Genomic DNA, 13,230 nt, shown 5'->3' with positions numbered 1-13,230 from the left:
GACAGCAGCGACAGCGGCAACCGCTGCCTCGGGCTCCTCGGACCGGCTATCTTTGGCAGCATGGCAAATGAAGCGGTGCTGGCGCTGATTCGCGCCGAACTGCGGGCGGCGGCAGACCCCCTCCGCGGCGCCGCAGCGCAGGCCTACATGAAGTCCCCAACGCCGTCCCTCGGCGTCCGTGTGCCGGAGGTGCGCAAGGCAACCAAGGCTGCAGCCGCTGCCCATCCGTTTGAAACGGCCGAGGATCTGCGGTCAACGGTGCTTGTCCTGTGGCGTGAAGCCAGCTACCGCGAGGAGCGCTACGCGGCGATTGACCTGACCGGACTGCGGAGCGTAGCCGCGGACCCGCGGATGCTTCCGGTGTATGAGGAGATCATCCGGACCGGCTCGTCCTGGGACTATGTGGACGGGGTGGCCCACCGGATCGGCACACTGCTCCGGGCCCACCGGGACGAACTCACCCAGGTACTGCTCCAGTGGAGCGCCGACCGGGACTTCTGGATTCGGCGGGCGTCCATCACGGCACAGCTGGGGGCAAAATTCCAGACGGACACCGCGCTGCTCTCGGCGGTCATCGAGGCGAACATGGCTGACAGGGAGTTCTTCATCCGCAAGGCCATCGGGTGGGCATTGCGTGAGTACGCCAAAACCGATCCGGAATGGGTCCTGGATTTCGTGACGCGGAACGGCACGTCACTCAGTCCGCTCTCGCGCAGGGAAGCCCTGAAAAACCTTGAGGTCAGATAACGGGGCGCGTCGTGACGGGCTGGTCCGCCTTGCTGAAAAGCAGCTTGGTGCTGCGGTCCAGGAAGATCAGGTACAGGGCAAACAGCAGGGCAATGATGGCGGCTGCGTTGCGGGCCAGCGCCAGGGCAAGGCCCAGGTCGCCGGTCTGCAGGTAGGGGAAGACTTCCAGCTGGTCGGAGATGGCATAGACCATGAAGAAGGACACGATGAAGTACAGGGCCTTGACCTGCCAGTCGTCGCGGATGCCCGTAACGGCGAACAGCGGGATCAGCCACACCACGTACCAGGACTGGATCATCGGCGCGAGCACCACGACGGCCGCGAAGGCAAGGGTCAGGCGGCGCATGAGGCGGTCGTGTCCGCCCCGGAAAATCTGCCAGGCGACGATGCCCACGGCAAGGAGCTTGCCGGCGTCGTAAACCCATTTGGCCAGCCCCCAGCCATCCAGGCTGAACGCGTTGAAAATGGAGGCGACCACCAGGCCAAGCAGTCCCACCGGGGCGTACCAGATCCAGACACTGCCGGGCGCCGAGAGTCCGTTGATCCAGCCGAACCCGAAGCCGTTGACCAGGCTCATGGCGTAGAGCAGGGCAAGGCTGATTCCGGCCGTCAGGCCCCAGAACACAAACTTCCTGGGCCAGCTGGCCCCCTTGCCCGCCCAGAGCAGCCCGATAAACGGAAGGAACACCACGGTGATCGGCTTCACCGCGATGGAGGCCGTGACAAGAACGATGCCGAGGATGACCCGCCGGGTGGCGCAGTAATAGAGTCCTGCGAGGGCCAGCCCGATCATCAGCGCATCATTGTGGACGCTGGCGATGAAGTTGGTCAGGAAGAGCGGGTTCGCCACCGTCAGCCAGAGGGCACGGTGCGGGTTGACGCCGTGCAGGTCGGCAAGCTTGGGCACGTAGACGATGCAAAGCACCACACCCGCCAGCGCGGCGAGGCGGAACAGCATGATGCTGGCTTCAGGGTGAACGTTGGTGGACCAGACCACGAACTGCTCGATCCACAAAAACACCTGGCCGTAGGGAACCGGGGCCTCGGTCCACATCTTGTCCGCGCCCAGCTGGAAGTAGTTGGACAGCGCCGAGATTCCGTTCTCGTACGGGTTGAAGCCCTCGACCATCAGCCGGCCCTGGCCGATGTAGGCGTAAACATCACGGCTGAACAGCGGGACCGTGAACATCATGGGAAGGCCCCACGCGACGACGGCCTGCAGGGTGGCCTTCCGGGCCTCCCGGCCCCACACGTGGATGTGCTGGCCAAGCCTGAGCCAGGCCCGGACCAGCAGCATGCCGCCCACCGCAAGCAGCACGATGGACAGCCCGACGCCGAACGCCTCGGTGCGCATCCAGATGAACAGGGGCATCCGCCGCAGCTCCGAGACCGGCGCCAGCCAGCCGACGCCGAGCGAGCCGATGAGCAGGAACATGGACCCGATGAAACCGGAGAGGATCGGCGAACGTGGGTTGTCCACTTCCGGCCGGGCCAGGTCCGTGGAAGTGCCGGTGGCCGTTTCCCCTATCGCAGGCACAGGCGCCGTCATCTCAGGATCGTCCAATCTCTTCTGCGCCTAACTCTTCTGCGCGTATCTCTTTGGGGCATATCTCGTTGGGCGTGCTGCCCCATCTGCAGCCAAGCGGAGCGGCCAGCCAAATTGGGCGGCCAACCAAAACGGGCGACGCCGGGGACGCGGCCGCCGCAATGAGGCGTTGCCACGTACCCGAAATATTAGCATCGGAGCGCCTCTCCAAGGCTGGCACGCGGCTAAACGGTAGGCTGAACGGGTGCCTATTACTAACGAACGCATCGTCTGGATCGACTGCGAAATGACCGGCCTCGACAGCGTCAACGACGCCCTGATCGAGGTCGCGGCCCTGGTGACCGATTCCAAGCTCAACATCCTCGGCGACGGGGTGGACGTGGTGATCAAACCGGACGACGCCGCCCTCGCCCAGATGAACGACTTCGTCCGGGACATGCACACCCGGTCAGGCCTGCTGAACGAGCTTCCGGCCGGCAAAACCATGGCCGAGGCCGAAGCCCTGGTGCTGGACTACATCCGCAAGTGGGTGCCGGACCCCCGCAAGGCGCCCCTCGCGGGCAACTCGGTGGGAACGGACCGGGTCTTCCTGGCCAGGGACATGCCCTCCGTGGTGGAGCACCTGCACTACCGGATCATCGACGTCAGCACCATCAAGGAACTGGCCCGGCGCTGGTATGCGCGCGCCTACTTCCAGGCGCCGGCGAAGCTCGGTGGCCACCGCGCCCTCGGGGACATCAAGGATTCCATTGACGAACTCCGGTACTACCGGGAAGCCGTCTTCGTGCCCGCCCCGGGACCGGACAGTGCCACCGCCCAGAAGATCTCCAAGCGCATCTCGGCGTCGCCCTCCGCCGTCGACCAGCAGGCCCCGGAAAGCGTCCTGCCGCCCGCAGCACAGCAGTCCGGAAAGTAATCTGCGCCACGTTTGGGGGGAAATTTTGCCGAAACAGCCAAAAGTGGCAAAAGCATCCCCAAACAGCAGGTAAGCTATTTGTCGTTGCCAGTTCGGACGGCCGGGAAACCGGACAGTCCGCAGGGCACATGGTGGGCGTAGCTCAGTTGGCAGAGCGCCTGGTTGTGGTCCAGGAGGTCGCGGGTTCAACCCCCGTCGCTCACCCTCACCGAGGACGGCAGTTTCTTGCCGGCCAGCAGCAAAGGCCGTACCGGTTTACCGGTGCGGCCTTTGCTTGTTTTCACCACTGCCGGTTCCACTCCGGCAAAGCGTCGAAGGATTCCCTCACATGACCGTTCTGCCCATCACCATCTGGGGCGAGCCGGTGCTGCACCGCCGGGCTGCTGAAGTGGAGGAGTTCGACGACGGGCTTCGCCAGCTGATTGCCGACATGTTCGAAACCAACGACAAGGCGAACGGCGTCGGCCTGGCCGCGCCGCAGATCGGCGTGGGCAAGCGCATCTTCGTGTACAAGTACGAGAACGAGGACGGCGCTCCCCCGGCCGGCGTCGTGGTCAATCCTGTACTGACCCTCTCCAAGGTGTCCGGGGCGCTGCCGGATCCGGACGAGGAAGTGGAGGGCTGCCTTTCCTTCCCAGGCGAGCAGTATCCGCTCAAGCGCGCCGAGTGGGTGCGCGTCCAGGGCTTTGACGGGCTCGGAAATCCGGTGGACTTCGAAGCCACCGGCTGGTTCGCCCGCATCATCCAGCACGAATACGACCACCTGGACGGCAAGCTGTACGTCAACCGCCTCCTCGACAGGTATGCCCGCAAGGCTATGAAGCAGGCCAAGAAGAGCGGCTGGGGCGTCCCGGGCCTGACCTGGATGCCGGGCGTGGACCCTGACCCGTTCGGCCACTGACACCACCCCTGTTTTCTGCCGCTGCGGCCCTACCGGGGCACCACCGTCTGCTGCTGCGGGCATGAATCCAGCACGCGGGCCATGGCGTCCTTTTCCGGCTGAGTCACCCAGAGGCCGTACGCTGCCTTCACCGAGATCTGCCGCGCCACGTAGTGGCACCGAAGGGCCTTGTTCTCCGGCAGCCAGGTTGCGGCGTCCGACGCACTTTTCTCCTGGTTGGCGTCACCGTCCGCGGCAATGAGGTTGACCGGGTCGTTGGCAAGGTTCTGGCGCTGTTGCGTCGTCAGTTGCTGGGCCCCCTTTTGCCAGGCGTCGCCCAGCGCGACGACGTGGTCGATCTGCACGTCCTTGCTGGAGTCCGCGCCACGGACGAACCTGATTACCAGCCCCACGTACGGCTCCTGCATCGCGCCGGCGGCAACCTTGCACTTTGACCCCTTGGTGAACTCAACGTCGTGAAGGTCCCGGCGCAGGATGTCGTTGCGCGTGTCGCAGCCGTTGTGGTCGGCATCCTGCCAGGCCTGGCCGAAGGCGGCCCGGTCATAGTCGCTCCCGGATGCCCGGCCCTTCACGGCCAGGGTTTCCAGTGCAGCGGCGGCGTTGCCCGGCGGCACCGGGTACGGGGGCGTCACGGGCTTCATCCAGGCGGCATCGAACACCGGCGCCTCGCTGGGTCCGGACACGGCAGGCTCCGCGGCAATGAACTGGCCCGCCGCAAAAAACCACACGGTGACGGCGACCGCCGATACCGCTGCGGCACCGAGCACCGCCCAGGCTTGCCGGGAGCGGCGGCGGGCACGCCGATAGCTGGCCCAGCTGACGCTCACAGTGGCGCCCCGGGGTGCCGGGCATCTCGGGCAGGATATGGGTACACATCCAGGAGCCTAGGCGAAACCACCCGCCGCTGTGAGGGTATCCACAGTGTGGAGGACAGGTGCCCTGTGGAGGGCGGGTCGCCTACTGCTCGCGCATGACCCGATGAAGATCGGTGTTGGCTAGATCGAGGAGCCGCTGCAGCTGAGCCACCCTGTCGTCGCCTATTTCCCCTGCCGCATGTGATGTGCGTGCCTCGTCCAGAAGCCTTTGGGCCTCTTTCTGGTTGGCCTTGGCAACATCGAGGGCGTGTTCCAGGGTTGTCTCATGCTGGAGTGTCGGGTTCTGTTCCATGACACAAGTTTGTGCCCGATTTCCGCCCGATTCCAGAGAATTACCCGGGAAGTTCCCGGGAATGGGTCAGCCCCGCCGGCAAGTGCTGCACGGCGGGGCTGACGGAACGCTTCGGTTAGACCGAGGCGGCCACGGCCAGGACCGGGGCGGCGTCCTTTTCAGAGTCCTTGGCCGGGAAGGTCGGCGGGTTGACCCCGGCCATTTCCTCCATGACGCGGACCACCTGGCAGCTGTAGCCGAACTCGTTGTCGTACCAGACGTAGACAACCAGATTCTTGTCGTTGGCGATGGTGGCGAGGCCATCGACGATGCCGGCACGGCGGGAGCCGACGAAGTCGGTGGAGACAACCTCGGGCGAGTCGATGTAGTCGATCTGCTTGCGCAGGTCCGAGTGCAGCGACATCTCGCGCAGGTAGTCGTTGACCTCGTCCTTGGTGGTGCCGTTTGACAGGCTGAGGTTCAGGATGGCCAGGGAAACATCCGGGGTGGGGACCCGGATGGAGCTGCCGGTGAGTTTGCCGAGCAGTTCGGGGAGCGCCTTGGCCACGGCCTTGGCGGCGCCCGTCTCGGTGATCACCATGTTCAGCGCGGCGGAACGTCCGCGGCGGTCACCCTTGTGGAAGTTGTCGATCAGGTTCTGGTCGTTCGTGAACGAGTGGACGGTTTCCACGTGGCCGTGGACCACGCCGTACTTGTCGTTGAGGGCCTTCAGCACCGGGGTGATGGCGTTGGTGGTGCAGGAGGCTGCCGACACGATCGGGTCGGAAGCGCTGATGTCGCGGTGGTTGATGCCGTGCACGATGTTCTTCAGCTCGCCCTTGCCCGGTGCGGTAAGCAGGACACGGGCAACGCCCTTGCTCAGCAGGTGCTGGCCGAGGCCTTCGGCATCGCGCCAGCGGCCGGTGTTGTCCACCACCAGGGCGTTGTTGATGCCGTAGGCCGTGTAGTCGATGGTGGCCGGGTTGTCCGAGTAGATAACCTGGATCTGGACGCCGTTTGCCGTGATGGTGTTGGCGTCGGTGTCCACCCGGATGGTTCCTTCGAAGGAGCCGTGCACGGAGTCGCGTCGCAGCAGGCTGGCCCGCTTGGTCAGGTCGTTGTCGGACCCGCGCCGGACCACGATGGCGCGCAGGCGCAGGCCGTGGCCGCCGCCCGCCTTTTCGATCAGGAGGCGCGCCAGCAGGCGGCCGATGCGGCCGAAGCCGTAAAGCACGACGTCGGTGCTGGTGCGGTCGTCGCCGCCCCGCTTACCCACGATCTCAGCAAGTTCGGCGCGGAGGAATTCCTCCAAAGTCAGGTCCCCGCCGTCGGACTTGAACTTCTGGTTCAGGCGGGCAATGTCGATGGCAGCGGCACCCAGGTCCAGCTGTGCCAGCGTGTTCAGCAGCGGGGCCGTCTCCTCGAGGAGCAGCTCATCCTTGCTCATCCGGCGCGCAAAACGGTGCGCCTTCAGGATGTTCATGGTGGACTTGTTGATCAGGCTGCGGCCGTGGATGGAGGTAACCACGTTGTTTTCACGGTACAGCCGGCCGATAACCGGGATCATGGCCTCGGCGAGCGCCTCACGGCTCATCCACGTATCAAGACAAGAATCTGACGTCTGGCTCACAGAACTACCTTCCTTGGTTCAACCGGCTACGTCCTCGTAAACCGGATGGCGGCCACTGGAAGTTATCCAGGGCATGCTGGCACCGGCAGGGTTTCGGTCCGCCCCGGATGCCGTTGGACGTGCAAAGAAATACCGCCGGCTGCGAACGCAGATCCGGCGGAAGAACTTCTACGTTCACCATCCATTCTAGGGCGGGCGGAGGGCTTCTTTTGCCCCGGAGCCCGTGAAATCACTCACACCACCGGACGGGCAGCATTACAACTCTCCGTACTGGAGGCGGCCAATGCTCCAGGCTGCTACGTTGCGGAGGTCCACCCTCGTCGCGTTCAGGCGGATGGGGTTGCCGCCGGAGACCACTACGGGTCCAAGGAAATGGATGAATTGGACTTGTTCCGTCAGGAGCGGGTTGGTCCTCGCTTCCCGCGTGTCTTCGGGAACGTCTGCCCCATACTCGCCAGATGCGGTGACCTGCGATTTCTGGCGCCTGGACCACGCTTCCTCACTCACCACCGAGCCGGAGATTATCGTCCCGCCGACAATGACGGTGAGCTCGATCGTTCCATCCGGATCCTGACGGCCGGGGCCAACGATGGGCGCGAGCACGGCGTTCAGTCTTGGGTCGATGTCATAGGAGGACTGCACGGGCATCTACCTTCCAGACGCGGGGAAAAATGGATGGGTTGACCGATACGCCGGGTTCTGTGCTCCCGTGCCGTTGCCAGCACGGGAGTAGCGGCCATCCATCTACGAACGCCGTTGCCGGCGCCCTCCAGCGGCCTACCCGGACACTCAGGCGGGCAGCCCTCAAACGTGTCCTGTCTGGCCTTGCTCCGGGTGGGGTTTACCTAGCCTTCCCGGTCACCCGGGAAGCTGGTGGTCTCTTACACCGCCGTTTCACCCTTACCTGCTTCGTGCCGCTTTCAAATCGGCGCGACGCAGGCGGTCTGTTTTCTGTGGCACTGGCCTGCGGGTTACCCCGAGTGGGCGTTACCCACCACCCTGCCCTGTGGAGCCCGGACGTTCCTCGAGCCACTTGCGTGACGCGCGGCCGCCTGGTCAACCCATCCGGAGTCCAGTTTACGGGCTTTCCTGCGGTGCCGGACACGCGCCGGTTCCGGGGTCTAAGATCGGGACATGGACCAGCCGTCCTTCCCACGGTGACGCATGCTGCAGCTCGCAGGAATCGCCGCCGGCCTGACTGCGGCCGGCTCGTCAGCCTGCATGGCCCCGCCTCCACCGGTTCCCGGCCCCACAACGACGGCGACCATCCCGCCGAGTCCCCCGTCCGGAGGGTCGCCTTCGGCATTGCCCCCTTCCAGATTGCCCCCTTCCACAGTGTTGACCCGGGCTGGCGAATTTGTCTCCCGCTTCCGTCCGGCGGTCACCACGCGCTGGTCGCTGGCCGTACCGCTTCCGGAGCAGGCCAACCAGGTGCTGCCGGTGGCGGTCTTCCTGCATGGGCTGGGCGGCAGCAGCGAGGTATTACTGCGCGACCTCGTTGCGGACCAGGCCCTCCAGCGCCATCTGGACGACGGCGGCCAGCCCTACGGGATTGCTGCCGTCGACGGCGGCGACTCTTGGTGGCATGCCCGCGCCGACGGTAGCGATACGCAGTCAATGCTGGTGCTGGAGTTTCTGCCGTTCCTGGCCGAGCAGGGGTTCGACCTCGGAAGAGTCGGCCTCTTCGGCACGTCGATGGGAGGGTTCGGCGCCCTCCTCCTGGCGTCGCGTGGCAGGGTGTCCGGACTTCGCGCCGTGGCGGCCATGAGCCCGGCCGTCTGGTCCAGCTACGAAGCCGGGATGCAGGGCGCCTTCGACGGCCCGGCTGATTTCGCAGCCAACGACGTTTTCGCGCTCCGTCCGCGGCTTGCAGCGATCTCCAAGCGGATCGACTGCGGCAGTGAGGATGAACTGGCGCCGACGGTGCGCCAGTACCGTTCGGGACTTCCCGGCCGGGTGGAGGGAGGCTTTCAGCCCGGCGGCCACGACGGCCTGTACTGGCGGTCGATCCTCCCGGACGTGCTGGACTTCCTGGGCCGCCACCTCAACTAATCCCGAGCGCGGCCGGCCGGTAAGATCGTACGGTGCTGATTCTGCTCCCCCCATCCGAAGGCAAGACTCCGGCCGTCCACGGTGACGCCATGGACTGGGCTTCGTTGAGTTTTCCCGTGCTGAACACCTACCGCGCCAAGGTGCTCGACGCACTGGGGACAGTCAGTTCGCACGAGGACGCCCTCGCCTTGCTGGGCGTCGGCGCCTCCCTTAGGGACGACGTCGAACGCAACACCCGGCTCCACGCCGAACCGGCGGCGCCGGCGCACCAAGTGTATTCGGGCGTGCTGTACGACGCCCTGGGCTACAGGTCGATGACGCCGGCGCAGCGGCGCCGGGCGGATGAGTCGGTGCTGGTCATCTCTGCGTTGTGGGGCGCCATCCGGTTCGCCGACTCCGTGCCCGCCTACCGGCTGTCCATGTCAACGGCACTGCCCGACGTCGGACGCCTCGCCTCATTCTGGAAACCGCAGCTAACCGACGCCCTGGGCGAAATTGCCGGCGGCCAGCTCCTGGTCGATTGCCGGTCCAGCACTTACGCCGCCGCGTGGACTCCCCCGCCGGCAGACACTGTGGCGGTCAACGTGTTCACTGAAGTGAACGGCGCGCGCAAGGTGGTCAGCCACTTCGCCAAGCACACCCGGGGCGAACTGGCCCGGCACCTCCTGACGCGGCGGGGCAAGGCCCCGGCAACCCCGGAGCAGCTGCGGAAGGCCGCGGCCGAAAAGTGGCAAGCCGAACTTATTCCGGGCACGGCGCGCAAGGCCCACGCCCTGAACATCATCCTGCCCAACTAGCTGACAATTGGTATCGTTTTGGGCGGTCAGACCCACTCGGCGGAGCGCACCAAAATGCAGCCGGAGTCCGGGCAGAACACGATGTCGTCCTCGGCGGCGGCCTTGATCTCGGCCAGGTCGCCGGGGCTCAGCTGCATGCCCGACCCTTCCGACGTGCCGTGGAAGAGCCGCGCCGCGCCCACTCCGCGCCGGGCCAGCGTCTTCTCATAAACAGCCAGCATTCCGGTGTCCAGCCCTCCCGCGAAGTCCGTCCGCTTGCCTGCCACCTCGTTCTCCTCGGCGGCGACCTCGGCCAGCGCCGCGTCGAGCTCTGCACGGATCCCCGCGAATGAACCCTGGATGTCGTCCACGATGCTCTGCTGGGCCGCCTGGCGTTCGCGCAGGACATCCAGCCGCTCGAGGACCTCGAGTTCTACGTCCTCCAGGTCTGAACGGCGCTTGTTGAGCGAAGCAATGTCCTTCTGCAGCGCGACGAGGTCCTTGGAGAGGCCGGTTCCGCTGTTGAGCTTTGCCTCGTCCCGTTCGATCCGGGTAGCCACTTGCTCCACGTCGGCCTCGGCCCGCTTCAGTTCCGCTTCGGCGTCGTGGACGGCGAGTTTCGCGGCGCCCAGCTCACCGTTGGCAACGCTGAGGGCGGCTTCAAGATCGGTGATCCGCGGATCGGATTCAAGGGCACGGCGGCGGTTGGACAGTGACTTCAGCCTGGCATCCAGGCCCTGGAGCTCGAGCAACTTCAATTGTTCCGCCGGTGCTGCCTTGGCCACGTTTTACCTCCGCTTGATCCCATCCGGCTCCTGGCCGGCACCCCGTTGGGGTTTTCTAGACTCTAGCGCCTAACGCGCTCCCCAGCCTCGCTGCGCATCCCCACCGGCTCCCAAACCTCGCTGCGCTCGGTGCGGGCCCCTCGCCGGCGTGGGCCCTGCGATGGACTTCGCGCGCCAGGCTTAGCCGGGAGTCAGTATGAAGTCCCAGGGATCGCTGTTGGTGGTGCTGACCTTGATTTCGACGTCGAGGCCCTGGTCCGCGAGGACGTTGCCCAGCGCTTCGGCCGCGGCGGGGAGCCACAGCCATTCGCTGGCGAAGTGCGAGACGTCGATGAGGTACGGGCGGTCATTGACAGCAGCCTCCCTGGCTTCCGAGGCCGGGTGATGGCGCAGGTCGGCGGTGACGTACAGGTCTGCATTGCTGGCCCGGACCTCGGCAAAGAGGGAATCCCCGGCCCCGCCGCACACCGCGACCCGCTGCACCAGCCCGTCCTTGTCCCCGGACACGCGCACCCCGCCGGCCACCGCCGGGAGGATGCCGAAAACCCGCGCGGCGAAATCGCCCAGGGTCATGGACTCGCTCAAGTCCCCGACCCGCCCTATGCCTTCCTCCGGAAGGCCGTCCGCTGCGGGGGTCAGCGGCGACACGTTTTCAAGGCCCAGGGCGTCGGCCAGGACGTCGGAAACGCCGCCCACTGCTGAGTCCCCGTTGGTGTGGACCGTCAGCAGTGCCGTTCCGGATTCGATCAGGCGGTGGACGGCCCGGCCTTTGGGGGTGTTGGCAGCAACCGAGGTGACGCCCCTGAGGAGCAGCGGGTGATGGGTGATGAGCAACTCCGCGCCCCATTCGATGGCCTCGTCGATGACCTCGATGGTGGGATCCACGGCGAACATGACGCGCGTGACTTCAGCGGACGGATGGCCGGCCACGAGGCCCACCTCGTCCCATGACTCTGCCAGCGACTCCGGCCAGAGTTCCTCCACGGCCAGCATGAGCTGCCCCAGGGTGGCAGCGGCGGGTGATTCCGCGGCGTCGGGAGCGTCTTCCGGTTCCGCTGCAACGTCACTGTTCACAGGTTCCATACTCATATTTTTACCCTACAGTCGGCTCTGGCCTCTGCCCGGTATATGACCCTAGGGTTGGCTGGGGAATCATTGGCGCCCGCGAACCATTAAAGAGGACATGAAAACTTTTGTGCTTGGCGGGGGCTGCTTCTGGTGCCTGGACGCCGTCTACCAGAAAACGAAGGGCGTCACGTCGGTGGTTTCGGGGTACACCGGCGGCCATGAACGCCATCCGGATTACTACTCCGTCTGCTCCGGCACCACGGGGCACGCGGAGGTGGTTGCCGTGACATTCGATGAGGACGTCATCCCGGCCGGGGTCATCCTGGACATGTTCTTCGCCCTGCACGACCCCACCACCCTCAACCGGCAGGGGTACGACGTCGGCACGCAGTACCGCTCGTCGATGTTCTACGAGACCACCGAAGAGAAGATCCTCTTCGAGGAGGCGATCGAACGGAACCAGGCGCTATGGTCCCGGCCGATTGTGACCGAGGTCAGCCGGCTCCCTGAGTTCTATCCGGCGGAGAACATTCACCAGGACTACTACGCCAAGTTCCCTGAGCAGGGGTATTGCCAGGTCATTATTAACCCGAAGCTGGCCAAGGCCCGGAAATATTACTCTGCATGGCTTAATGCGTAGCAGTGGCGCTGACCCCCTCGTTAGGCTGACCAAAGTATTCCCTCCTGAGAGATAGGCGCAAGTACACATGGCACGGATCTACGACGATGTAACACAGCTGGTGGGCGGCACCCCGCTGGTCAGGCTCAACCGCCTGACGGAAGGCCTGGACGCCACCGTTGCGGTCAAGCTTGAGTTCTACAACCCGGCCAACAGCGTCAAGGACCGTATCGGCGTCGCCATCATCGACGCCGCTGAGAAGTCCGGCGCGCTGAAGCCCGGCGGAACCATCGTCGAAGGCACCTCCGGCAACACCGGAATCGCCCTGGCCATGGTGGGTGCAGCCCGCGGCTACAAGGTCATCCTGACCATGCCGGAGACCATGTCCACCGAGCGCCGTGTGATGCTCCGTGCCTTCGGCGCCGAGATCGTGCTGACCCCGGGTTCCGAAGGCATGCGCGGCGCCGTGGAGAAGGCCCAGGAGATCGTTGCCAACACGGAGAATTCCATCTGGGCCCAGCAGTTCGCCAATGAGGCCAACCCGCAGATCCATCGTGAAACCACGGCCGAGGAAATCTGGGCTGACACGGACGGCAAGGTGGACATCTTTGTCTCCGGCATCGGCACCGGCGGGACCATCACCGGCGTCGGGCAGGTCCTGAAGGAGCGCAAGCCGGGCGTGCAGATCGTGGCCGTTGAACCCAAGGACTCCGCCATTTTGAACGGCGGCGCCCCCGGCCCGCACAAAATCCAGGGCCTTGGCGCCAACTTCATCCCGGAACTCCTGGACACCAGCGTCTACGACGAGGTCCTCGACGCCACCCTGGAGGACTCCGTGGCCGTAGCCCGCGAGCTCGGCATCAAGGAAGGCATCCTGGGCGGCATCTCCTCCGGCGCCATCGTGTGGGGCGCCCTCGAACTGGCCAAGCGCCCGGAAAACGCCGGCAAGCTGATCGTGGCGGTCGTCTGTGACTTTGGTGAGCGTTACATCTCTACCGTGCTCTATGACGACATCCGCGGCTAGGCCTTAGCCAGCTGCTTTCC

The 13,230-nt window shown here is 65.3% G+C and carries 14 protein-coding genes, 1 tRNA gene and 1 other RNA gene; 8 read left to right on the top strand and 8 right to left on the bottom strand.

The features are described from left to right. Positions 1-60 precede the first annotated feature (60 nt). Positions 61-747, top strand: a complete 687-nt coding sequence (locus tag CXZ05_RS08845; RefSeq protein WP_102972245.1) for a DNA alkylation repair protein — start codon at positions 61-63, stop codon at positions 745-747. Here CXZ05_RS08845 and mptB read toward each other — a convergent pair. Continuing rightward, complete coding sequence (gene mptB / locus CXZ05_RS08840; RefSeq protein ID WP_180987331.1) at positions 740-2,296, bottom strand: polyprenol phosphomannose-dependent alpha 1,6 mannosyltransferase MptB; 1,557 nt, start codon at positions 2,294-2,296, stop codon at positions 740-742. The two genes, CXZ05_RS08845 and mptB, sit on opposite strands and share 8 nt — an antisense overlap. Positions 2,297-2,537: 241 nt before the next feature. On the opposite strand from mptB, the gene orn reads away from it, so the two are divergent. From orn to def, 3 genes are all read left to right on the top strand, one after another. Beyond that, a complete protein-coding gene (gene orn / locus CXZ05_RS08835; protein ID WP_102972244.1) occupies positions 2,538-3,209 on the top strand; it encodes an oligoribonuclease in 672 nt (223 codons plus the stop codon). Positions 3,210-3,340: 131 nt separating this feature from the next. Then, positions 3,341-3,413 (top strand) — tRNA-His (locus tag CXZ05_RS08830). A gap of 124 nt (positions 3,414-3,537) precedes the next feature. Continuing rightward, positions 3,538-4,110: a peptide deformylase gene (gene def / locus CXZ05_RS08825; RefSeq protein WP_102972243.1), complete on the top strand. Its 573-nt coding sequence runs from the start codon at positions 3,538-3,540 to the stop codon at positions 4,108-4,110. Positions 4,111-4,139: 29 nt separating this feature from the next. Here the strand turns inward: def and CXZ05_RS08820 are convergent, their stop codons facing one another. From CXZ05_RS08820 to rnpB, 5 genes are all read right to left on the bottom strand, one after another. Further along, on the bottom strand, positions 4,140-4,937 hold the full coding sequence (locus CXZ05_RS08820; RefSeq protein ID WP_102972242.1) for an HNH endonuclease family protein: 798 nt from the start codon (positions 4,935-4,937) through the stop codon (positions 4,140-4,142). A gap of 130 nt (positions 4,938-5,067) precedes the next feature. After that, positions 5,068-5,277 (bottom strand): hypothetical protein, encoded by a 210-nt coding sequence (locus CXZ05_RS08815; RefSeq protein WP_102972241.1) that lies wholly within the window; start codon positions 5,275-5,277, stop codon positions 5,068-5,070. A 115-nt stretch (positions 5,278-5,392) separates the two neighbouring features. Next, positions 5,393-6,886: a glyceraldehyde-3-phosphate dehydrogenase gene (locus tag CXZ05_RS08810; RefSeq protein WP_102972240.1), complete on the bottom strand. Its 1,494-nt coding sequence runs from the start codon at positions 6,884-6,886 to the stop codon at positions 5,393-5,395. A 255-nt stretch (positions 6,887-7,141) separates the two neighbouring features. Then, a complete protein-coding gene (locus tag CXZ05_RS08805; RefSeq protein ID WP_146033077.1) occupies positions 7,142-7,528 on the bottom strand; it encodes a hypothetical protein in 387 nt (128 codons plus the stop codon). Positions 7,529-7,558: 30 nt separating this feature from the next. Beyond that, positions 7,559-7,950: RNase P RNA component class A (rnpB, locus tag CXZ05_RS08800), an RNA gene on the bottom strand. A 271-nt stretch (positions 7,951-8,221) separates the two neighbouring features. On the opposite strand from rnpB, the gene CXZ05_RS08795 reads away from it, so the two are divergent. Further along, positions 8,222-8,938 (top strand): alpha/beta hydrolase family protein, encoded by a 717-nt coding sequence (locus tag CXZ05_RS08795; protein WP_258006509.1) that lies wholly within the window; start codon positions 8,222-8,224, stop codon positions 8,936-8,938. Positions 8,939-8,970: 32 nt separating this feature from the next. Beyond that, the gene (locus tag CXZ05_RS08790; RefSeq protein WP_102972238.1) at positions 8,971-9,735 is read left to right on the top strand and encodes a YaaA family protein; all 765 of its coding nucleotides are present in this window, start codon (positions 8,971-8,973) and stop codon (positions 9,733-9,735) included. Positions 9,736-9,761: 26 nt separating this feature from the next. Here the strand turns inward: CXZ05_RS08790 and CXZ05_RS08785 are convergent, their stop codons facing one another. Next, positions 9,762-10,499 (bottom strand): zinc ribbon domain-containing protein, encoded by a 738-nt coding sequence (locus CXZ05_RS08785; protein WP_102972237.1) that lies wholly within the window; start codon positions 10,497-10,499, stop codon positions 9,762-9,764. A 180-nt stretch (positions 10,500-10,679) separates the two neighbouring features. Further along, on the bottom strand, positions 10,680-11,582 hold the full coding sequence (locus tag CXZ05_RS08780) for a Nif3-like dinuclear metal center hexameric protein (RefSeq protein ID WP_102972236.1): 903 nt from the start codon (positions 11,580-11,582) through the stop codon (positions 10,680-10,682). 100 nt (positions 11,583-11,682) lie between these two features. Between CXZ05_RS08780 and msrA the strand changes: the two genes are divergently transcribed. Both msrA and cysK read left to right on the top strand, forming a co-directional pair. Continuing rightward, complete coding sequence (gene msrA / locus CXZ05_RS08775) at positions 11,683-12,207, top strand: peptide-methionine (S)-S-oxide reductase MsrA (protein ID WP_102972235.1); 525 nt, start codon at positions 11,683-11,685, stop codon at positions 12,205-12,207. A gap of 67 nt (positions 12,208-12,274) precedes the next feature. Next, positions 12,275-13,210, top strand: coding sequence for a cysteine synthase A (gene cysK / locus CXZ05_RS08770; protein ID WP_102972234.1), 936 nt, complete (start codon positions 12,275-12,277; stop codon positions 13,208-13,210). Positions 13,211-13,230: the final 20 nt, after the last annotated feature.

The sequence above is a fragment of the Arthrobacter sp. AFG20 genome, from assembly GCF_002892795.1.
Taxonomy (GTDB): Bacteria; Actinomycetota; Actinomycetes; order Actinomycetales; family Micrococcaceae; genus Arthrobacter.
The sequence above is the reverse complement of the archived record's forward strand: the minus strand, read 5'-3'. Positions and strand labels throughout refer to the sequence as shown.